Source organism: Microterricola viridarii, assembly GCF_001542775.1.
GTDB classification, from domain to species: domain Bacteria; phylum Actinomycetota; class Actinomycetes; order Actinomycetales; family Microbacteriaceae; genus Microterricola; species Microterricola viridarii_A.
This window is the reverse complement of the sequence record NZ_CP014145.1, coordinates 218,750-237,925: the sequence shown is the minus strand read 5'-3', so window position 1 is coordinate 237,925 and position 19,176 is coordinate 218,750. Positions and strand designations below refer to the sequence as shown.

Sequence of the window (19,176 nt, the reverse complement as noted above, 5' to 3'; positions counted from 1 at the left end):
GTTATGCCTCAACTCCTGCTGCGACCGGCGCCTGTGCCTCTGCACGGGGTGCACGGCGCGGCCGGTCGTCACGACGCTCGGGGCGAGACGACTTCTGGTTCGCCTGCTCGCGAGCGAGTTCCTTGTTGGTGATGTCGCCCTTGTAGATCCAGACCTTCACGCCGATGCGGCCGAAGGTGGTCTTTGCCTCGTAGAAGCCGTAGTCGATGTTCGCGCGCAGGGTGTGCAGGGGCACACGGCCTTCGCGGTAGAACTCCGAACGGCTCATCTCGGCGCCGCCGAGGCGGCCGGAGACCTGGATACGCACACCCTTGACTGCGGGGGTGCGCTGAGCGCCCTGCAGGCCCTTGCGCATCGCGCGGCGGAAGGCCACACGTGCGGAGAGCTGCTCGGCAATGCCCTGAGCGACGAGCTGAGCGTCGGCCTCGGGGTTCTTGACCTCGAGGATGTTCAGCTGGATCTGCTTCTTCGTGAGCTTCTCGAGGTCAGCGCGGATGCGCTCGGCCTCTGCACCACGACGACCGATCACGATGCCCGGACGGGCGGTGTGAATGTCGACGCGGACACGGTCGCGGGTGCGCTCGATCTCGATGCGCGAAACGCCGGCACGGTCGAGCGAGGTGCTCAGCATGCGACGGATCTTGACGTCTTCCGCGACGAAGTCGCGGTAACGCTGCCCGGGCTTCGTGCTGTCAGAGAACCAACGCGACACGTGGTCGGTGGTGATTCCCAGACGGAAGCCATAAGGGTTTACTTTCTGACCCATTACTTCGTGCCCTCCTCAGGAGTGGTGAGCACAACAGTGATGTGGCTGGTGCGCTTCAGAATCTGGAATGCGCGGCCCTGTGCACGCGGCTGGAAACGCTTGAGGGTTGCACCCTCATCAACGAATGCCTGCGAGATGAACAGATCCTGCTCATCCAGGAAGGTGTTCGAGGCGTCTGCCTTGACTCGCGCGTTGGCGATTGCCGAGGCAACCAGCTTGTACACGGGCTCGCTCGCACCCTGAGGTGCGAACTTCAGGATTGCCAAAGCTTCCTGTGCCTGCTTGCCGCGGATCAGGTTGACAACGCGACGAGCCTTCTGGGGGGTGACGCGGATGTGTCGCACGCGTGCGATCGACTCCACCATTTCTTCTCCTCCTTCACGTCCCCGCGTTAGCGGCGACGGCCCTTCTTGTCGTCCTTCACGTGACCACGGAAGGTGCGAGTGGGCGCGAACTCGCCGAGCTTGTGCCCGACCATGGTTTCGGTGACGAACACCGGAATGTGCTTGCGACCGTCGTGCACTGCGATGGTGTGTCCCAGCATGGCGGGGATGATCATCGAGCGGCGCGACCAGGTCTTGATCACGTTCTTGTTGTTGGCTTCGTTCGCCGTGATCACCTTGCGGAGCAGGTGGTCATCAACGAAGGGGCCCTTCTTAAGACTGCGTGGCATCTTCTACAACTCCTACTTACGCTTCTTGCCGACATTGCGTCGACGAACAATGAGCTGGTCGCTGGGAAGGTTGCGCTTGCGTGTGCGGCCTTCCTTCTGGCCCCAGGGGCTGACCGGGTGACGTCCACCGGAGGTCTTACCCTCACCACCACCGTGCGGGTGGTCAACCGGGTTCATAGCGACACCACGCACGGTCGGGCGAACGCCCTTCCAGCGCATACGGCCGGCCTTACCCCAGTTGATGTTGGACTGCTCGGCGTTGCCGACCTCACCGATCGTGGCGCGGCAGCGTGCGTCGACGTTGCGGATTTCACCCGACGGCAGACGAAGCTGCGCGTAGGGGCCATCCTTGGCGACGAGACGAACCGAGGCACCAGCCGAGCGAGCCATCTTGGCACCGCCACCGGGGCGAAGCTCGATCATGTGAATGACCGTACCGGTGGGGATGTTCTTCAGCGGCAGGTTGTTGCCGGGCTTGATGTCAGCGCCGGGACCCGACTCGACAATGTCACCCTGCGACAGCTTGTTCGGAGCGATGATGTAGCGCTTCGTGCCATCGACGTAGTGCAGAAGAGCAATACGTGCAGTGCGGTTGGGGTCGTACTCGATGTGAGCGACCTTCGCGTTGATGCCGTCCTTGTCGTTGCGACGGAAGTCGATAACGCGGTACTGGCGCTTGTGGCCACCACCGATGTGACGGGTCGTGATGCGTCCCTGGTTGTTACGTCCACCGGTCTTGGGCAGCGGGCGCAGCAGCGACTTCTCGGGGGTCGAGCGGGTGATCTCTGCGAAGTCCGCAACAGAAGATCCGCGACGACCCGGGGTCGTGGGCTTGTACTTACGAATAGCCATGTTTTTCCTCTGCTCCCTAGCCGACAGCCGTGAAGATGTCGATGGAACCGGACTTGAGCGTGACAATGGCACGCTTGGTGTCCTTGCGCTTGCCCATGCCGAACTTGGTGCGGCGGGTCTTGCCCTGGCGGTTCAGCGTGTTGATGGACGCGACCTCGACGTTGAAGATCTTCTCGATAGCGAGCTTGATCTCAGTCTTGTTCGAGCGGGGGTCCACGACGAACGTGTACTTGCCCTGGTCGATCAGGCCGTAGCTCTTCTCGGAAACGACCGGCGCGATGATGATGTCGCGGGGGTCCTTGTTCTGAGTGGCGCTCATGCGGAGACCTCTTCCTTCTTGCTCTTCGAAGCGATGAACGCCTCGAGCGCAGCCTTGGTGAAGACGATGTCGTCAGAGACGAGAACGTCGTAGGCGTTCAGCTGGTCGGCCTGCAGCACGTGCACCGACGGGATGTTGCGCACGGCCTTGGCAGCCTGCTCGTCACCGCGCTCAAGCACGATGAGAACGTGCTTGGAGGTCGAGATGCCGGAGAGGTATGCCAGAGCGGCCTGCGTGTTGGGGGTCTCGCCGAGGACGAGAGACTCAACAGCGTGCAGACGAGCTCCACGAGCGCGGTCCGAGAGCGAGCCGAGCAGTGCAGCGGCAATCATCTTCTTGGGGGTGCGCTGCTCGTAGTTACGAGGCGTCGGGCCGTGGACAATGCCACCACCGGTCATGTGAGGGGCACGGATCGAGCCCTGACGAGCGCGACCGGTTCCCTTCTGCTTGAACGGCTTGCGGCCAGCACCAGAAACCTCGCCGCGACCCTTGGTCTTGTGCGTGCCCTGGCGTGCGGCAGCGAGCTGCGCGACAACGACCTGGTGGATGAGCGGAACGTTCGTCGGAACGTCAAAGAGCTCGGCGGGCAGCTCGATGGAGCCGGCCTTCTTGCCCTTGATGTCGAGAACGTCAATGGTGTTGGTAGCGGTAGCCATGGGTTACGCCCCCTTCACTGCGTTGCGAACGAAAACGAGACGGCCGCGAGCACCGGGAACGGCACCCTTGACCAGCAGGAGGCCCTTCTCGGCGTCAACCGAGTGCACCTTGAGGTTGAGCACGGTGACGCGCTCTCCACCCATACGACCGGCCATGCGCATGCCCTTGAAGACACGGCTCGGGGTCGACGAAGCACCGATGGAACCGGGCTTGCGGTGGTTGCGGTGTGCACCGTGCGATGCCGAGACACCCTTGAAGTTGTGACGCTTCATGACACCGGCGAAACCCTTACCCTTCGAGGTGCCCATGACGTCGACCAGCTGGCCGGCCTCGAAGGTTCCCTCGACGGTGAGTTCCTGACCCGCAGCGTAGTCAGCGGCATCCGCGGTGCGGATCTCGGTGACGTGACGGCGAGGGGTGACGCCAGCCTTCTCGAAGTGACCGGCAGCAGGCTTGTTCACCTTGCGGGGGTCGATCTGGCCGGAAGCGATCTGAACGGCGTTGTAGCCGTCGACCTCGGTGTTACGAATCTGCGTCACAACGTTCGGCGCGATTTCGATGACGGTAACGGGAACGAGCTTGTTGTTCTCGTCCCAGACCTGGGTCATGCCGAGCTTCGTGCCGAGCAGACCCTTGGAGGTCTTCGTATCTGCGTAAGACATCCTGGCCCCCTTAGAGCTTGATCTCGATGTTGACGTCTGCCGGAAGGTCGAGACGCATAAGCGAGTCGACGGCCTTCGGCGTCGGGTCAATGATGTCGATCAGACGCTTGTGGGTGCGCATCTCGAAGTGCTCCCGGCTGTCCTTGTACTTGTGAGGCGAACGGATAACGCACACAACGTTCTTCTCCGTCGGAAGTGGTACCGGGCCAACAACGGTGGCACCAGCACGGGTGACCGTGTCAACAATCTTGCGAGCCGAGGTGTCGATAACCTCGTGGTCGTAAGACTTAAGTCGAATGCGGATCTTCTGTCCCGCCATGTCTGACTCTCTCTCTGTCAAGGCGTCTTACATCCGGTTGGCTGCATTGGACGCCGTCGTAGTACTTCGTAAGTCGCACCACTATTTATCTGTCAATCGGGCGACTCCGGGCCGAAGCCCTTGCCGCCCCCACCACGCCACTGCTTGGGCCAAGGCCGTCGCGGCGCAGAGCAAAGCTCTGGCCATGGCTGTGATGAAGTGTGTTCTGCTCCCCGCGGCCTAGCTCGATCGGTTGCTCACAGGTGAGAACCGGGGCGAAACTATGCACTGACTGGCAGTGATTCCGACGCCGTGCGCAGCACGAACCTCAGAAATGTTGAACTGGACAAGTTTGCCACAGATCGGGGGCAAGTGCAACCCGGGCGTGTCGCGCTCCGGTGGGGGCGACTCCCCCGTCATTCCGGGGCAGTCGCGCCGAGCGGGTCAGCCTTGAACGGCGATCTCACGGGAACGTGCCAGGTGCAGCAGGAACACGCACGCGAGCATCAAAACGCCGGCGAAGAGCAGCGGCAGCGCACCGTGGGTCGTCACCCGCAGGAGCAGCGCGCCGAGCGCGCCGCCGCCGCCCATGGCGAGCACCGCGAGAACCCGGCGGGGCCATTTCTCGCCCCCGCCGCCGGCCAGGCGGCTGTCGATCGCGAGGTTGGCGAGGGTGCTGGTGACGACGATGGTGCTGACGTCCGCGATGCCCGTTGCCCGCACGCTGGCGGCCTGCGCCCCCATCACGGCCGCGAGCAGCGTCGTCACGAGCAGCAGCTCCCCCTCGGCCAGGGTGCCCAATGTGTACCAGAACGCGGCGAGGGCCACGGTGGCGACGGCTCCCCCGACCAGCACGATCAGGTTGGCCGTCGGCAGCCGACTGCCGTGCCAACGACCCCGCAGCAGGCGGGCGGCCAGTAGAGCCCCGAGCAGGAAGCCGACCAGGGCGAGCAGGTTGTTCAGCAGCGGGATGCCGCCCTCCCCGGCGAGGGCGAAACCGATGAAGAGCACATTGCCGGTCATATTGCCGGTGAACACGCGGTCCAAGGCGAGGTAGCTGACGGCGTCGACGACGCCGGTGGCCAGCGTGAGCAGCAGCAGCGCCGGCAGGTAGAAGCGATCAGCCTGCTTCTTGTCGAACGTGGCGCGCGCGGCATCCGTCATCATGACCTCCGCTCAAGACTTTAGCGAAGGGCCGCTGCACAGAAGAACGGGGCCGAGCTTGCGCTCGACCCCGCCCTGCTTCGGGATCACGCCCGAACAACCTTTACTGGTTGCCGACTGCTCCGTCGGCCGCGTCACGCGCGGTCTCGACGTGGTCGGCGAACTTGTCGCCGGTGACCTTGTTGGCGAGGCCGGCCGTACCGTCGAGGAGCTTGTCGCTGATGCCTTCAGCCTGCTCACTCTTCAGGAAATCCTTGGCCTGGTTGGTCAGATCTTCGATACCCATATTCGCCCCTCTCGTCGCCCTGGGCGTGCCGAGCGGCGCGCTCACTCCCATTCTTGTTCGCCCTCCGCGACCTGTAAAGGCCGAGTGTGGCATCGTGTCAGGGTTCAGCCCACTAGCGCTCGCAGGCGATCCCGTCCTTGTCTCCATCCCTTGCGGGGTTCAACGCGTACACCGCAGCGGAGAAGAAGGGAGTGCCCTTGAACGGCTTGTCGACGCCGCTGACCTTGTCATAGCGGACGCCGGGCTTGGCCACACCGTGCGGGTAGGCCTGGTTCAGCGCATCGCAGTTGGCGTACTTCACGCCGAGAACCGCCTTCGTCGCGGCCGATGTCTTCGAGACGGTGACGAAGTTTGCCTTCTGTGCGGTCACCGTCACCGTGATGACGCCGTCTGCATCGGTGGGCTTCAGCACGTAGCGGTTGCCGGTCGCACCCGCTATCGCCATGCCGGACCGCTTCCACTGGTAGGCGAGCGCGGGCGCGGGTGACCAGCTGCCCGCCGAGGCGGTCAGTGTGTTGCCGGCTTGGGGCACACCGTTGATGGTGGGCGCCGGGGCGCTCGCGAACACCATGGCCACCGTGGCGGTCGCCGCGGACGTCTTGGCCACCGCGAGATACCCGGACTTCGTCCCGGTGACGACGAGCGAGAGGGTCTTGCCGAGGTCGGCGGAGGTGAGCACGTAGCTCGACTTCGTGGCGCCGGTGATCTTCGCGCCGGAGCGCAACCACTGGTAGCCGAGTGTTGCCGACGGCGACCACGTGCCCGTTGTCGCCTTCAGAGTCTGCCCGGGGACAGTGCCACCCGAGATCGTCGGGGTCGGCGCGGCCGCGAACACGTTAAGCACGGCCGCAGTTGCCGCGGACGTCTTCGATGCCGAGACGTACCCCAACTTGCTCGCCGTGGTGGTGACTGTCAGCGTCTTGCCCAGGTCGGCTGTGGCGAGCCGGTACGTCGAGGCGATCGCGCCCGGGATGACCGCGCCTGAGCGCTTCCACTGGTAGCTGAGCGTCGCGGCCGGCGACCAGGTACCAGTGGCGGCCTTCAAAGTCTGACCCACCGCGGTTGTGCCGCTGATCGTCGGCGTCGGCGCCGTGGTGAAGAGACCCTGCACCGCAGCCGTCGCGGCCGAAGTCTTGGCCGCGGAGACATATCCGGCTGCCCTCGCGGTGACCGTCACGGAGATCGCCTTACCCACGTCCGCATCTGTCGGCTTGTAGGTCGACGCGGTCGCGCCAGAGATGGCGGCACCGGCGCGCAGCCATTGGTAACCGAATGAGGCTGTCGGCGACCAGACGCCGGCGGCGGCGGTCAGCGTGGATCCGACCGTGGCCGTTCCGGAGACCGTCGGCGCCGTCGCCATGGTGAAGACGCCCTGCACCGCGGCTGTCGCGGCCGATGTCGCGGATGCCGTCGCGTAATTGCTCGTCGAACCGCTCACTGTCACGGTAAGCGTCTTGCCGAAGTCTGCAGTCGTCAGCGTGTAGGTCGACGACGTTGCATTGCTGATCACAGCGCCAGCTCGTTTCCACTGGTAGCTGAACGTGGCCGCCGGCGACCACGGGCCCGGCGTTGCTGTGAGCGTCTGCCCGACGTGAGCAGATCCTGAGATGCTGGGGGCCGGCGTCTGCGCCCACACACCGGAGACCGCTGCCGTAGCCGCGGACGTCTGCGACGCGGCAACGTAGCCGTCGAGTGCACCGGTCACAGTCAGCGTGAGTGTGTGGCCCAGATCCGCCGCGACGATGGCATAGTTCGCCGACGTTGCCCCGGTCATGTCTGTGCCGGAGCGCTTCCACTGGTAGTTCAACGCGGCCCCGGTTGGGCTCCATGAGGGGACGCTGCTGGTCAGCGTCTGACCGACCTGGGGAGAACCGGACAGCACCGGCGCTGGGGTCGAGGAGAACTGTTTGACGTCGCTGAGCTCGATATCGAGCCCGGCGAGCTGCTCGTCCGGGCCGAGCACGACGATCGTCGCATCGGGCAGATCATAGGCATCGGAGCCATCCGAGTAGTACTCGTCGAAGTAGCGTGCGTCTGCGCTTCTGACGTGCAGTACGTAGCTTCCCGACGTGAGGCCGGAGAGGATGTAGCTGCCGTCGGAGTTCACGAGGGTCAAAGCAGTTTCGACGCCGTCGCGGTTGGCGGACAGCTCGGAGAGGTGTGCTGGCCGCGCCAGGCCGCCGGTACCGTCGCGCAGCATGATTGTGCCCGAGATCGTGGACCCCGCTGTCTCCGCACTCGCGGACGAGCCGGCTGCCGGCGCGACGGCGACCAGCGCACCTACCGTGAGTGCCGCGACAAGCATCAGAGTGAGTGCGCTACCGCGAGCTTTCAAGAGTCTCAGGGTTTGGTGCACGTTGTTCCTCCGGCGGGGTAGCCGCGCTTCACGTCGATATGCGTGATTGCACGGGGGCACTGTGCCCCGCACTCACACTAGAGTTCGTCCATCTCGCGGAATGCCCGCTCTTTACCCCCAATGATGGGCAATCGGGAATCGGGCGCGCGCCGGTCTCGTCGAGCACGACGGGCGAGAGTTGCCGCACAATTGGGCATGAGTGATTTCTTGGATGCCCCGCCCGCCGCCCCTTCCGCCCGGAGCGGGCCGGCCAGCGTCAGCGCGACGCGCACAGGCTCGCGCCGCTACATCGGCCGGAACGCCCGCGGCAGCGAAGTCTTGATTGGACCGGTCGACGCCCCCGGCCATTTCACCCCGGGCGAGCTCCTCAAACTGGCGCTGGCCGGCTGCGCAGGGATGAGCTCGGATAGGGTGACGGCCCGGCGCCTGGGCGACGACTTCGAATCCACGGTCTGGGCGCATGGCGATTCCGACCCTGTCGAGGAGCGCTACTTCGCGGTCGAGGAGGAGATCTTGCTCGAGCTGGCCGGTCTGAGCGATGCGGATAGGCAGAAGCTGCTGACGATCATCGGCAAGTCCATTGCGGCCAGCTGCACCGTGGGTCGCAGCGTCGGCGGCAGCATCGAGCTCAGCACGAGCGTCAACGGCGAACTGCTGCACTAGGAACCGCGGAGGGGTTTCGACTGGCGCAACCGGCGGGCACCGCTTAAAAGACTGATGGGGCCGAGCCCGAAGGCTCGACCCCATCAGGGATCAGTAGTCGAAACTACTTGATGATCTTGACAACCGTGCCGGCGCCAACGGTGCGGCCACCCTCACGGATGGCGAAGCCGAGGCCCTCCTCCATGGCGATCGGCTGGATCAGCGCGACCGTCATGTCGGTGGTGTCGCCGGGCATGACCATCTCGGTGCCCTCGGGCAGCGTGATGACGCCGGTGACGTCGGTGGTACGGAAGTAGAACTGCGGACGGTAGTTCGCGTAGAACGGGTTGTGACGGCCACCCTCATCCTTGGAAAGGATGTAGGCGGTGCCCTCGAAGTCGGTGTGCGGCGTAACCGAACCCGGCTTGACGATGACCTGGCCGCGCTCGACGTCCTCGCGCTTGGTGCCGCGAAGCAGCAGACCACAGTTCTCGCCGGCCCATGCCTCGTCGAGCTGCTTGTGGAACATCTCGATACCAGTGACCGTGGTCTTGACGGTCGGGCGGATGCCGACGATCTCAACCTCGGAGTTGATGGCGAGGGTGCCACGCTCGGCGCGGCCGGTGACGACCGTTCCACGACCGGTGATCGTGAAGACGTCCTCGACGGGCATGAGGAACGGCTTGTCGCGGTCACGCACGGGGTCGGGGATGTGCTCGTCAGCGGCGGCCATGAGGTCCAGAACAGACTGGACCCACTTCTCGTCGCCCTCGAGAGCCTTCAGGCCGGAGACGCGGACCACGGGGGCCTCGTCGCCGTCGAAGCCCTGGCTCGAGAGGAGCTCACGAACCTCGAGCTCAACGAGCTCAAGGATCTCTTCGTCGTCAACCATGTCGGACTTGTTCAGCGCGACCATCAGGTACGGCACGCCGACCTGCTTGGCGAGCAGAACGTGCTCACGGGTCTGAGCCATCGGGCCGTCGGTAGCGGCAACCACGAGGATCGCGCCATCCATCTGAGCAGCACCGGTGATCATGTTCTTGATGTAGTCAGCGTGACCCGGGGCGTCAACGTGCGCGTAGTGGCGCTTCGGCGTCTCGTACTCGACGTGCGAGATGTTGATCGTGATGCCGCGCTGGCGCTCCTCGGGAGCGGAGTCGATCGACGCGAAGTCGCGCTGAACGTTGGTGGCGGACGGGAACTTGTCGGCGAGGACCTTCGAGATCGCTGCAGTCAGCGTGGTCTTTCCGTGGTCAACGTGACCGATCGTTCCGATGTTTACGTGCGGCTTGGTCCGCTCGAACTTGGCCTTGGCCACTGTGGGTCCTCCTCAGGACTCGAGTAGAAGCCCCGGTCGCTGGATTGCGACCGGTTCTCTACGGTGATTGTTTGTTATGTTACGCGAACCGGGTGGCTCGCACTAACAGGGGCTATTCGCCCTTGTTCTTTGCCACGATCTCGTCGGCGACAGCCTTCGGAACCTCGGCGTAGCTTTCGAAGGTCATCGAGTACACGGCGCGACCAGAGGTCTTCGACCGCAGGTCACCGATGTATCCGAACATCTCCGAGAGCGGAACATTGGCGCGAATAACCTTCACACCGGATGCGTCCTCCATGGACTGGATCTGACCGCGACGCGAGTTCAGGTCGCCGATAACGTCACCCATGTATTCCTCAGGGGTGCGCACCTCGACGGCCATCAGCGGCTCGAGCAGAACGGGGTTTGCCTTACGAGCGGCTTCCTTGAAGCCCATCGAGCCGGCAATCTTGAACGCCATCTCCGAGGAGTCGACGTCGTGGGCAGCGCCATCAAGCAGGATTGCCTTGACGCCGACCAACGGGTACCCAGCGAGGATGCCGTACTGCATGGCGTCCTGGAAACCGGCATCGATCGAGGGGATGTACTCGCGAGGGATGCGGCCACCGGTGACCTTGTTGTCGAACTCGTAGATCTTGTCGGCCGAGACCTCCATCGGCTCGAGGCCGAACTGGATCTTGGCGAACTGACCCGAGCCACCGGTCTGCTTCTTGTGGGTGTAGTCGTGCTTCTCGACGGCCTTCTTGATGGTCTCGCGGTAAGCAACCTGCGGCTTGCCAACGTTGGCCTCAACGTTGAACTCGCGCTTCATGCGGTCAACGAGGATGTCGAGGTGAAGCTCACCCATGCCCTTGATGACCGTCTGACCGGTCTCCTGGTTCTGCTCAGTGCGGAACGTCGGGTCTTCTTCGGCGAGCTTCTGGATCGCGGTGCCGAGCTTCTCCTGGTCAGCCTTGGTCTTGGGCTCGATAGCAACCTCAATGACGGGCTCGGGGAAGGTCATCGACTCGAGAACAACCTGGTTGTTCGGGTCACACAGGGTGTCACCGGTGGTGGTGTCCTTGAGGCCGATGACGGCGTAGATGTTTCCGGCGGTGACGGCGTCAACAGGGATTTCCTTGTTGGCGTGCATCTGGAAGATCTTGCCGATGCGCTCCTTCTTGCCCTTGGTCGAGTTGACGACCTGGGCACCGCTGTCGAGGCGGCCGGAGTACACGCGCACGTAGGTCAGGCGACCGAAGAACGGGTGCACAGCAACCTTGAACGCGAGAGCGGCGAACGGCTCGGTCGCGTCAGCGTGACGCAGGATGACCTTCTCCTCGTCGCGCGGGTCCTTCGCCTCGATGGCGGGAACGTCGAGCGGCGACGGCAGGTAGTCGACGACTGCATCAAGCATCGGCTGAACGCCGCGGTTCTTGAAGGCAGAGCCACAGAGAACCGGGTAGATCTCGCTGTTGACCGTGAGCTTGCGGATCGCGCCCTTGATCTCGGCGACGGTGAGCTCTTCGCCACCGAAGTAGCGCTCCATCAGAGCGTCGTCGGTCTCAGCAACAACCTCGAGAAGCTTGACGCGGTACTCCGCAGCCTTCTCGACCAGGTCGGCCGGAATCTCTTCGATCTCGTACTTGGCGCCCATCTGGACGTCACCCTTCGAGTCGCCGCGCCACGTGAGGGCGCGCATCTCGACGAGGTCAACAACACCCTCGAAGCCAGACTCGGCACCGATCGGAAGCTGAAGAACGAGCGGCTTGGCGCCGAGGCGCTTGATGATGGTGTCGACGGTGAAGTAGAAGTCGGCGCCCAGCTTGTCCATCTTGTTGACGAAGCAGATGCGGGGGACGTTGTACTTGTCGGCCTGACGCCAGACGGTCTCGGACTGGGGCTCAACGCCCTCCTTGCCGTCGAAGACAGCTACGGCGCCATCGAGCACGCGAAGCGAGCGCTCAACCTCGACCGTGAAGTCGACGTGGCCCGGGGTGTCGATGATGTTGATCTGGTTCTTGTTCCAGTAGCAGGTGACAGCAGCGGACGTGATCGTGATGCCACGTTCCTTCTCCTGCTCCATCCAGTCAGTCGTCGAGGCACCGTCGTGGGTCTCGCCGATCTTGTGGTTAACGCCCGTGTAGAACAGGATGCGCTCGGTTGTGGTGGTCTTACCGGCATCAATGTGAGCCATGATGCCGATGTTGCGGACCTTACTCAGGTCGGTGAGCACATCTTGTGCCACGGGATTCCTCCGAAAGTTTGTTGGGTGATGGGGTCGAACGAGGCTCTCGGATGCCGCAGGCGTGAGCCTGCGGCATCCGAAAGGCACTTGCTACCAGCGGTAGTGTGCGAAGGCCTTGTTCGACTCGGCCATCTTGTGCGTGTCTTCGCGACGCTTGACAGCGGCGCCGAGGCCGTTGCTTGCATCGAGAATCTCGTTGGTGAGGCGCTCGGTCATGGTCTTCTCGCGACGAGCCTTGGCGTAGCTGGTGAGCCAGCGGAGAGCCAGGGTGTTGGCGCGGTGAGGCTTGACCTCAACGGGGACCTGGTAGGTCGAGCCACCGACGCGGCGCGAGCGAACCTCGAGGGTCGGGCGAACGTTGTCGAGAGCCTTCTTCAGCGTGACAACGGCGTCCTGGCCGTTCTTGGCGGCAACGCCTTCGAGTGCGTCGTAAACGATGCGCTCGGCGAGGCCCTTCTTGCCATCAAGAAGGATCTTGTTGACGAGCTGGCTGACGATGGGCGCGCCGTATACCGGGTCGGCTACGACGGGGCGCTTGGGTGCTGGTCCTTTACGAGGCATTACTTCTTGTCCATCTTCGCTCCGTAGCGGCTGCGAGCCTGCTTACGATTCTTAACTGCCTGAGTGTCGAGCGCGCCGCGAACAATCTTGTAGCGCACACCGGGGAGGTCCTTCACACGACCACCGCGAACGAGCACCATCGAGTGCTCCTGGAGGTTGTGGCCCTCACCGGGGATGTAGGCGGTGACCTCGGTGCCGTTGGAGAGCTTGACACGGGCAACCTTGCGAAGGGCCGAGTTCGGCTTCTTCGGGGTGGTGGTGTAGACGCGGGTGCAAACACCACGCTGCTGGGGGTTGGCCTTCAGGGCGGGGGCCTTGGTCTTGGTGACCTTCGGCGTACGTCCCTTGCGGACCAACTGCTGAATCGTTGGCACTACTGAGCTCCTTATTTGTGCTGCACGGTGACAGCCTGGTGATTAGCATTCGACAGGATGCCCCTGACTTGCGCCTGAGAGTTTCTGTCGAGTTCATCTGGACCCACCGGCAACGCTGAGTAGCGCTGCTTTTGAGTGGTGGATATGCCGTGGGGGTAACCCGAATCAGGGTTCCCATGTGTGTGCATCAGACGCGAGGGCCGCGCCTTTCGGGCACAATCCAAGCGCACGACGATACGCACACCCACGAAATATTACCTTTGTGTGTCGCTGCGGTCAAACCAGCTGTGCTGTGCAAGGGCTGGCAATTCGGGGCCGCAAGCCCACTGCGTGGGCATCGGCCCGCGCGGCGTGATCGCTACCCTCGATGACGGTGCTCAGCAGCTCTTCGACGAACTCGCTGATGCTGGCAGCTGGGATCTCACAGCCGAGTCGTGAGCCCGGGTTGACGATGATCCCGAGGCCATCCGGCAGCCGGGTGAGCACGGTCATCCCTGAAACGGGCGCCGTGGCCGGGTTGGCCTCAAGGAAGGGCTGCGCGCGATCCTCATGGGTGAAGAGTGCAAGAAGTGTCTTGGCGCCGTCCTCCAAGAGGAACGGACTCGACGGGAGGGCGCCGGCTGGCGGCTTTTCCATTCCGAGGAGCACGATCTCGCTCGCGCTCAGCGTCCAGAGCAGGGTGACGGGGCTGATGCTCCCCTGCTGGGCGCGGGCGATGGCCCGCTCCAGCGCCGTTGCCGGGCGTGCTGCACTCATTGGTTCCCCGCTCGATCTGGCATGCCCTCATCATCCCAGCGTTTCCTGCGCGCTTCGTGCCGGGCATCGGGGGCTGCAGCGCTCAGGACGTCGGCCAGATCGGCGAGTCGAGTTCTCGCCCTAGGTCGGCCAGCAGTGCGGCGACCTGCGGCTCGACGTACTGCGCGACGCCCTCTGCGATGCGCCCCCGGTGCTTCACCAGCTCGGCACACACGCGTTGGCCCACCTGGTCCGCGAACTCGTCGGCGAGCCGCACCTCGGCACGGATCGCCGCCTTCTCCTCCGGCGAGAGTGGGGGCGGCTCGGCGAGGCCGGCCCGGCCGGATGCCTCGATCTGCGGCTCTGCGGCGGGTTCGTCCAGAGGGAAGTCGAGCGCATTCGGGTCGTCGACGACATCCGGAACCGAGGTGGCCGCCAGCTCCCCCAATGTGAAGAGGAAGGGCTGACCGGCCTCGGGCTCCGGGTCGAGGTCCAAGCCGGCGGACTCGGGGGCGAGCCCGTCGGCCGGCCGGTACTGTTGCGCGCGCCGGCGCTGCTCGGTGAGGTCAAGCTCGCGCTGCAGCAGCGGCAGGTTGCGGTCTGTGTAGTCGTCGACGGCGGCGTCGACGATGAGCTTCATGCGCATCGACATGCCGTGTTGCACGGCGTGCGGCACGTCGGTGGCCAACCCGGCTGCTGCGATGACGGGCGATCCGAAGCAGCTGCGGCACAGCCGCATGCGAGCACGGTGGGTTCCCGGCTGCCACTTGGGCAGCCAGCGCAGCCAGAGGTCGACCTCGTGGCTGACGCGCGCTTCGATCGAGCCCTCCATAGTTTGAACGGTACCCCGTCGCCGGGCCTCCCGGGAGTAAGGCGCGCTGCTACTGCGGGTGCTTCTCCCAGGGCCAGCGCGGGCGCTGCCCGCCGTTGGCCCGCCAGATCAGCAGCACGAAGTATGTCAGCGCGACCGCGCCGGCCCAGAATGCGACGGCGAAGGCGAAGGGGCTCGTCAGCTGCTCCCCCAGGAACACGAACCCCGAGACCGGCTCGCTCGCTGCGCTGCCCTGCGCCGCCGGTGGAGTGGAGGTGCCGGCGCTCATGCTGTTCAGCCCGTAGACGATGGCTCCGGTGAATCCATAGACCAGGTAGCTGAGGGCGGCGGCGAGCACCACCAGGCTGACCGGAACCGTGTGCATCGCGCCGCCGGCACGGCCCACGCCCGCCCAGAGCACGAGCAGCAGGGCAAGCGTGGCCGCGCCGACCATGATCGGGCCGACCAGCGGGCCGGCATCCGTCTCGGGGATCACCTCAATGTTGAGGAACAGGCTCAGCATGCCGAAGCTGGCCACGACCAGCGCGACGTACAACCCGAGTGCGAAGCAGGCCAGGAAGAACGCGTATCTGCGGTACTCCTCCACCTCGAGCGGGATCATGGCTGGCTCCTCCCGGCCGCGTTGGTGCTACGGGCGCGTGAGCGTCGGCCCCTCGGCGAGCACGCGGTCGTACTCCTGGCGGACGGCGATGTTGCGCGCCGTGACCTTGCGACCGCGGGCGGCGATCCACGCGCCGAACCAGATCGGCACCTCGCGGGCCGCGATGGCGGCGACGATGGCAACGGGGTTCAGCCACTGCCCGGCGATGAACTGCCCGGCCTGGCTGGGGGTCAACGTCCAGGCGCTCACGGTCAGCAGCGAGCCGCCGATGAACGAGAAGTAGACGATGACGGCCACGGCGAAGCCGCCGAGCACGTAGGCCCACCAGCCACCGCGGTTCACGATGGCGACGAGCAGGGCGAAGGCACCGAAGAAGAACAGCACGGGCACGTAGAACACGGGCGCACCGATGAACAGGGCGAAACTCTCGCTGGCGGTTGCGACGCTGGCGTTCTGGCTGAGGCTGATCAGGAAGGTGCTTCCCGCGTAGATCAGCGCGAAGGCGACCGTGGCGATCAGGCCGATGAGGATGCCGGCGCCGCGGTTGCCCTTGGGCGAGGGCGGGGTCGGCGCCTGCACGAAGATCGGCTGCATGCCCGGTGCGTACTGGCCGGCCGCGGCGACGGTGTTGGGGTCGTAGGTGGCGCCGGGGGCGGTCGGGTTTGCAACTGTTGCCGCTGCTGCTGCCGCGCCTGCTGCCGCTGCAACTCCGGCCGTGTGGTCGACCTCGGGCGCCACGGGCGGGGCAGCGATGGCCGCCTCCGGGTAGTAGGGCTGCGGTGTCGGTGCAACCGGCGCTGCGTCAACGACAGCGGCGGCGGGTGCACCGAGAGGGGTCGGCTCGGGCTCGCTGATGGCCTCGACTGCAGTGTCGGGCGTAGGCACTGCTGCGGCCTCCGCGGGAGCAACGGGCTCAGCGAAGAACGCGGGAAGCGACTCTGCCGGGATCTCCCCGGTTTCGTCGTAGCGCGGCTCGAGAGGAGTCGGCTCTGCGTCCGTCGATTCGGTGCCCTCGTGGTTCTCGTGCTCCGGCGTGGTGTCGCTCATACTGACTCTCCTCCTGCGCACGATGGCGCCCAGTTCAGCCGTAACTGTAGCAATCAGCTCTAGCGTCCGCACCGAGCCTCGCGGGCGCGGGCCGACAAAGTGGGTGCTTCTCTCAGTTTTGCGGCGCGTCGGGGAGCGGGGCTGCACCTCCCGTTCGGCTCGAGGGAACGCCAACGACCGAAGCCACCACCCTGCGAAGCAGTACCCCGCGGCATCCAGAAGCAAGAAAACGCGCCAAACCCGAAGCTTTGGCGCGTCTTCTTGCTTGTCGATTCGGCGCGGGCCGATCGGCGGCTTCTGTGAGTGAGAGTTAGCCGCCGGCGGGGGCCGGCACGAGGTCGGGCGTAAGTGCGGCGTAGACGAGCCCCTCGATGGTCGCCTCGACGACTCCGTCGCTCTCACCTGGCTCGGTCGTGTTGAGACCGGTCACGAGGAAGAGCCTCTCCCCGGTCTGCAGCCCATTGACGTAGTCCAGCACCTGGGCGTAGCTGCCCTTGATCGTGACCTGCACCTGAAGAACGGCAAAGTTACCCGGTGTGATCAGAGCGTTGACCACCGGCGGCGCGCCAACGGGTGGCACGGTCGCCGCGGCCGGCTGGTCGACCGCGGCAGCATCGGTGCCTTCGGCACCTTCTGCAGGTGGGGCTGCCGCCGGCACCTCGGCCACCGGCGTGTATTGCTGAGCGTCGGAGACGGTAATCGCGGTGAGCGTCACGGCAAACTGCTTCGCCATGGCGTCAAGCTGGTCCACGAGCTCCGGTGCCTGTGCGCCGGTGGGCACCGACTTCACCAGCGTCGCCAGCTCTGCCTTCAGTTCGTCGATGCTCTCGAAGTCCTTCTTCAGAGCAGCGAGCTTGCCCTCGGCCAGGGCGTTCGTCGCCTCGACGGCCGCACGCTCATCGTTGGCCACGCCGATCGCGGCAAGTTGCGGCTGAACTCCGAGAAGGAAGCCGAGGCCGAGCACCGCCGCAATCATCAACACGGACGCGATCGTCCAGATGCGGTTCTTGTCCATCGTCAGTTCCCTTCGCCGGATGCCGCGGCGTCCGTTGCGGTCGATTCGTCGGCATCCGTTGCAGCCTGTTCGGCCGGCAACTCAGGCGCGAAGCGATGCGAGAACGCCTCATCGTTGATGTGCATGGTGATCGTGGCCGTGTACACGCCCGACTCCTCGTCGAGAGTGACCGAGCCGGGCAACGCGTCGGAGAAACCCGGAAGCGTCGCAAGCGCCCGCAGCCACGTCGGCACGTCGGGCAGCACCGAGCTCTTAGCGGTGAAACCAACCGTTGCCATGCGCTCTCCCTGCAACGGCACGGTGGGCTGGGCGTAGAGCGCGACTGGCGTCGCCGAGTCAATACTCACGGTGTCGATCATCACGCTGGCCGGCAGAGTGGCTTGCACCTGGGTGAGATAGTCCTTCCACGCGATCTCGGTCGATGCCCCCACCTGCTGGGCAGCCTTGGCGAGATCGAGGTGGAACTTCACCTTCGTCACGTCGACGAACTCCCCCTGCGCCGCGAGAATCTCACTCGTGCGTGCCTGCTCCGTGAGCAGTTGCGCCTGCGCCTGGACGGAGAGTGCGAAACATCCCCCGACGGCCAGCACCACGACGGCGACTGAGGCGATCACACCGACGCCGAGGCGGCGGCGGGTCGCCTTCGCGGCACGTCCCCGAAGAACCTCGGGCGGCAGAAGATCGACGCGCGGTTCACCACCGACGATGAGAACTTCTTCCTTCAACTGACGGCTCATGCTGCGCTCCCGACGGCGAGGCCGAACGCGACGGCGAAAGTTGTGCCTTGTTGGCGCAGATTCTGCTCATCAGCGGAGCGGGCGATGGCGATGTTCGCGAATGGGTCTCCGAGCGCGACGGGAAGCCTTGTCATCTCTCCGAGCGCCGCCAGCAGTCCGGGCAACAGCGCCCCTCCCCCGCTCACGACAAGTTGTTCCACCGGATCATCCGGCCGGGTGTTCGCGAAGTAGCTGACCGTGTTGCGCAGGCTGGTGAGTTGCTCGAGGGCGACGCGATAAATCACCTCGACGGCCGCTTGCTCCTCCTGCGACGCGACGGTGGTCGCGAGGCCGAGCGCGCGCTTGACGCGCTCCGCGCTGAGCAGGTCGGTCTCCAGACCGGCACGAAGAGCATGGGTGATGTCGTCGCCTCCCGTCGGGATGATGCGCACGAACTGTGGCACTCCGTCACGGGCGATCACAACGGTCGTCGTGTTCGCCCCGATGTCTACCAGCGCCACCGTTCCGGCGACTCCCTGCCTCGAGACGAGAGCGCGGGTGAGCGCGAATGGGATCAGGTCGACGTCGACGGTGTTCAGACCTGCCTTCTCGGTGGCGGCGACGTTGCCGAGCACCGCAGCTTTCACTGCGGCGATGAGCAGCCCGTGCACAACCGGACCGTGCTCGCCCTGACTCTCAGAGACCGGATAGAAGTCGAGCAGCGCGTCGGCCACGGGAACAGGCAGCATGTCCTGCACCTCGAACGGCAGTGCTTCGCGGATGCGGCGCAACGGTGCCTTCGGAACCGTCATGTCGCGGGCAAGAACTCGCTGGTTGCCCATGCCGAGCACGACGTCTTTGGATTTGAAGCCTCCGCGTGCCCACAGCTGCTTCAACGCCTGGGCAACGGTGTTCGTCTCGATCACCTCGCCGCGGCTCACCGCTCCCGCTGGCAGCGGAAGCTCAAAATAGCGCAGTACCGTCGGCTTGCGATCCGGGTCGCTGACCTCGACTGCGCGCACTGCGGTGCTCGTGAAGTCCACTCCCACAACACTCTTAGCCATCAGACCCACTC

The 19,176-nt window shown here is 64.9% G+C and carries 23 protein-coding genes; 1 reads left to right on the top strand and 22 read right to left on the bottom strand.

Translation table 11 applies throughout. The annotated features are described in order from the left end of the window. Position 1: 1 nt before the first annotated feature. The 11 genes from rpsC to AWU67_RS00995 form a co-directional block, all read right to left on the bottom strand. On the bottom strand, positions 2-766 hold the full coding sequence (gene rpsC, locus AWU67_RS01045) for a 30S ribosomal protein S3 (protein ID WP_067225650.1): 765 nt from the start codon (positions 764-766) through the stop codon (positions 2-4). Continuing rightward, the gene (gene rplV, locus AWU67_RS01040) at positions 766-1,131 is read right to left on the bottom strand and encodes a 50S ribosomal protein L22 (protein WP_067225646.1); all 366 of its coding nucleotides are present in this window, start codon (positions 1,129-1,131) and stop codon (positions 766-768) included. The genes rpsC and rplV overlap by 1 nt, the downstream gene beginning before the upstream one ends. Before the next feature lie 26 nt (positions 1,132-1,157). Further along, entirely contained in the window at positions 1,158-1,439 is a 282-nt protein-coding gene (rpsS, locus tag AWU67_RS01035; protein ID WP_047405419.1) for a 30S ribosomal protein S19, read from the bottom strand. A gap of 12 nt (positions 1,440-1,451) precedes the next feature. Further along, on the bottom strand, positions 1,452-2,291 hold the full coding sequence (rplB, locus tag AWU67_RS01030; RefSeq protein ID WP_067225644.1) for a 50S ribosomal protein L2: 840 nt from the start codon (positions 2,289-2,291) through the stop codon (positions 1,452-1,454). Positions 2,292-2,307: 16 nt separating this feature from the next. Continuing rightward, positions 2,308-2,610, bottom strand: coding sequence for a 50S ribosomal protein L23 (gene rplW, locus AWU67_RS01025; RefSeq protein ID WP_047405407.1), 303 nt, complete (start codon positions 2,608-2,610; stop codon positions 2,308-2,310). Then, positions 2,607-3,266 (bottom strand): 50S ribosomal protein L4, encoded by a 660-nt coding sequence (gene rplD, locus AWU67_RS01020; protein ID WP_067225642.1) that lies wholly within the window; start codon positions 3,264-3,266, stop codon positions 2,607-2,609. The genes rplW and rplD overlap by 4 nt, the downstream gene beginning before the upstream one ends. Before the next feature lie 3 nt (positions 3,267-3,269). Continuing rightward, the gene (gene rplC, locus AWU67_RS01015; RefSeq protein WP_067225640.1) at positions 3,270-3,929 is read right to left on the bottom strand and encodes a 50S ribosomal protein L3; all 660 of its coding nucleotides are present in this window, start codon (positions 3,927-3,929) and stop codon (positions 3,270-3,272) included. Positions 3,930-3,939: 10 nt separating this feature from the next. Then, the gene (rpsJ, locus tag AWU67_RS01010; protein ID WP_005050520.1) at positions 3,940-4,248 is read right to left on the bottom strand and encodes a 30S ribosomal protein S10; all 309 of its coding nucleotides are present in this window, start codon (positions 4,246-4,248) and stop codon (positions 3,940-3,942) included. Between the two features lie 423 nt (positions 4,249-4,671). Next, positions 4,672-5,394: a YoaK family protein gene (locus AWU67_RS01005; RefSeq protein WP_129586602.1), complete on the bottom strand. Its 723-nt coding sequence runs from the start codon at positions 5,392-5,394 to the stop codon at positions 4,672-4,674. A gap of 100 nt (positions 5,395-5,494) precedes the next feature. Then, positions 5,495-5,677, bottom strand: coding sequence for an antitoxin (locus tag AWU67_RS01000; RefSeq protein WP_067225638.1), 183 nt, complete (start codon positions 5,675-5,677; stop codon positions 5,495-5,497). A 112-nt stretch (positions 5,678-5,789) separates the two neighbouring features. Beyond that, positions 5,790-7,982, bottom strand: a complete 2,193-nt coding sequence (locus tag AWU67_RS00995) for an excalibur calcium-binding domain-containing protein (protein ID WP_067225636.1) — start codon at positions 7,980-7,982, stop codon at positions 5,790-5,792. Between the two features lie 246 nt (positions 7,983-8,228). Between AWU67_RS00995 and AWU67_RS00990 the strand changes: the two genes are divergently transcribed. After that, positions 8,229-8,696 carry an OsmC family protein gene (locus AWU67_RS00990; RefSeq protein ID WP_082716685.1) on the top strand — a complete coding sequence of 156 codons (468 nt, stop codon included), beginning with the start codon at positions 8,229-8,231 and terminating at the stop codon, positions 8,694-8,696. Between the two features lie 103 nt (positions 8,697-8,799). On the opposite strand, the gene tuf is transcribed toward AWU67_RS00990, so the two are convergent. The 11 genes from tuf to pilM form a co-directional block, all read right to left on the bottom strand. Continuing rightward, complete coding sequence (gene tuf / locus AWU67_RS00985) at positions 8,800-9,993, bottom strand: elongation factor Tu (RefSeq protein ID WP_067225634.1); 1,194 nt, start codon at positions 9,991-9,993, stop codon at positions 8,800-8,802. Between the two features lie 112 nt (positions 9,994-10,105). Further along, positions 10,106-12,220 (bottom strand): elongation factor G, encoded by a 2,115-nt coding sequence (gene fusA, locus AWU67_RS00980; protein ID WP_067225633.1) that lies wholly within the window; start codon positions 12,218-12,220, stop codon positions 10,106-10,108. 90 nt (positions 12,221-12,310) lie between these two features. After that, positions 12,311-12,781: a 30S ribosomal protein S7 gene (rpsG, locus tag AWU67_RS00975; RefSeq protein WP_047405385.1), complete on the bottom strand. Its 471-nt coding sequence runs from the start codon at positions 12,779-12,781 to the stop codon at positions 12,311-12,313. Further along, entirely contained in the window at positions 12,781-13,155 is a 375-nt protein-coding gene (gene rpsL / locus AWU67_RS00970) for a 30S ribosomal protein S12 (protein ID WP_047405383.1), read from the bottom strand. The genes rpsG and rpsL overlap by 1 nt, the downstream gene beginning before the upstream one ends. A 276-nt stretch (positions 13,156-13,431) precedes the next feature. After that, positions 13,432-13,911, bottom strand: coding sequence for an SseB family protein (locus tag AWU67_RS00965; RefSeq protein ID WP_067225631.1), 480 nt, complete (start codon positions 13,909-13,911; stop codon positions 13,432-13,434). Positions 13,912-13,993: 82 nt separating this feature from the next. Beyond that, entirely contained in the window at positions 13,994-14,722 is a 729-nt protein-coding gene (locus tag AWU67_RS00960) for a spermidine/putrescine ABC transporter substrate-binding protein (protein WP_067225630.1), read from the bottom strand. A gap of 49 nt (positions 14,723-14,771) precedes the next feature. Beyond that, the gene (locus AWU67_RS00955) at positions 14,772-15,323 is read right to left on the bottom strand and encodes a DUF6121 family protein (protein WP_067225628.1); all 552 of its coding nucleotides are present in this window, start codon (positions 15,321-15,323) and stop codon (positions 14,772-14,774) included. Positions 15,324-15,350: 27 nt separating this feature from the next. After that, on the bottom strand, positions 15,351-16,370 hold the full coding sequence (locus tag AWU67_RS00950; RefSeq protein WP_067225626.1) for a hypothetical protein: 1,020 nt from the start codon (positions 16,368-16,370) through the stop codon (positions 15,351-15,353). A 310-nt stretch (positions 16,371-16,680) separates the two neighbouring features. Continuing rightward, on the bottom strand, positions 16,681-17,385 hold the full coding sequence (gene pilO, locus AWU67_RS00945) for a type 4a pilus biogenesis protein PilO (RefSeq protein ID WP_067225624.1): 705 nt from the start codon (positions 17,383-17,385) through the stop codon (positions 16,681-16,683). 2 nt (positions 17,386-17,387) lie between these two features. Continuing rightward, positions 17,388-18,122, bottom strand: coding sequence for a hypothetical protein (locus AWU67_RS00940; protein ID WP_129586601.1), 735 nt, complete (start codon positions 18,120-18,122; stop codon positions 17,388-17,390). Further along, positions 18,119-19,165 carry a type IV pilus assembly protein PilM gene (gene pilM, locus AWU67_RS00935; protein WP_067225621.1) on the bottom strand — a complete coding sequence of 349 codons (1,047 nt, stop codon included), beginning with the start codon at positions 19,163-19,165 and terminating at the stop codon, positions 18,119-18,121. Before pilM ends, AWU67_RS00940 begins: the two co-directional genes overlap by 4 nt. Positions 19,166-19,176 lie beyond the last annotated feature (11 nt).

What these genes read in the sequence shown, in the direction of transcription:
- AWU67_RS00995 (WP_067225636.1), bottom strand. Translation starts at nt 7,982, where the DNA reads ATGCTTGTCGCGGCACTCACGGTAGGTGCGCTGGTCGCCGTCGCGCCG.
- rpsJ (WP_005050520.1), bottom strand. Translation starts at nt 4,248, where the DNA reads ATGGCGGGACAGAAGATCCGCATTCGACTTAAGTCTTACGACCACGAG.
- AWU67_RS01000 (WP_067225638.1), bottom strand. Translation starts at nt 5,677, where the DNA reads ATGGGTATCGAAGATCTGACCAACCAGGCCAAGGATTTCCTGAAGAGT.
- AWU67_RS00950 (WP_067225626.1), bottom strand. Translation starts at nt 16,370, where the DNA reads ATGAGCGACACCACGCCGGAGCACGAGAACCACGAGGGCACCGAATCG.
- AWU67_RS00955 (WP_067225628.1), bottom strand. Translation starts at nt 15,323, where the DNA reads ATGATCCCGCTCGAGGTGGAGGAGTACCGCAGATACGCGTTCTTCCTG.
- AWU67_RS00965 (WP_067225631.1), bottom strand. Translation starts at nt 13,911, where the DNA reads ATGAGTGCAGCACGCCCGGCAACGGCGCTGGAGCGGGCCATCGCCCGC.
- AWU67_RS01005 (WP_129586602.1), bottom strand. Translation starts at nt 5,394, where the DNA reads ATGATGACGGATGCCGCGCGCGCCACGTTCGACAAGAAGCAGGCTGAT.
- rplC (WP_067225640.1), bottom strand. Translation starts at nt 3,929, where the DNA reads ATGTCTTACGCAGATACGAAGACCTCCAAGGGTCTGCTCGGCACGAAG.
- AWU67_RS00990 (WP_082716685.1), top strand. Translation starts at nt 8,229, where the DNA reads ATGAGTGATTTCTTGGATGCCCCGCCCGCCGCCCCTTCCGCCCGGAGC.
- rplV (WP_067225646.1), bottom strand. Translation starts at nt 1,131, where the DNA reads ATGGTGGAGTCGATCGCACGCGTGCGACACATCCGCGTCACCCCCCAG.
- rplW (WP_047405407.1), bottom strand. Translation starts at nt 2,610, where the DNA reads ATGAGCGCCACTCAGAACAAGGACCCCCGCGACATCATCATCGCGCCG.
- rpsC (WP_067225650.1), bottom strand. Translation starts at nt 766, where the DNA reads ATGGGTCAGAAAGTAAACCCTTATGGCTTCCGTCTGGGAATCACCACC.
- rplD (WP_067225642.1), bottom strand. Translation starts at nt 3,266, where the DNA reads ATGGCTACCGCTACCAACACCATTGACGTTCTCGACATCAAGGGCAAG.
- rpsG (WP_047405385.1), bottom strand. Translation starts at nt 12,781, where the DNA reads ATGCCTCGTAAAGGACCAGCACCCAAGCGCCCCGTCGTAGCCGACCCG.
- pilM (WP_067225621.1), bottom strand. Translation starts at nt 19,165, where the DNA reads ATGGCTAAGAGTGTTGTGGGAGTGGACTTCACGAGCACCGCAGTGCGC.
- pilO (WP_067225624.1), bottom strand. Translation starts at nt 17,385, where the DNA reads ATGGACAAGAACCGCATCTGGACGATCGCGTCCGTGTTGATGATTGCG.
- rpsS (WP_047405419.1), bottom strand. Translation starts at nt 1,439, where the DNA reads ATGCCACGCAGTCTTAAGAAGGGCCCCTTCGTTGATGACCACCTGCTC.
- rplB (WP_067225644.1), bottom strand. Translation starts at nt 2,291, where the DNA reads ATGGCTATTCGTAAGTACAAGCCCACGACCCCGGGTCGTCGCGGATCT.
- AWU67_RS00940 (WP_129586601.1), bottom strand. Translation starts at nt 18,122, where the DNA reads ATGAGCCGTCAGTTGAAGGAAGAAGTTCTCATCGTCGGTGGTGAACCG.
- AWU67_RS00960 (WP_067225630.1), bottom strand. Translation starts at nt 14,722, where the DNA reads ATGGAGGGCTCGATCGAAGCGCGCGTCAGCCACGAGGTCGACCTCTGG.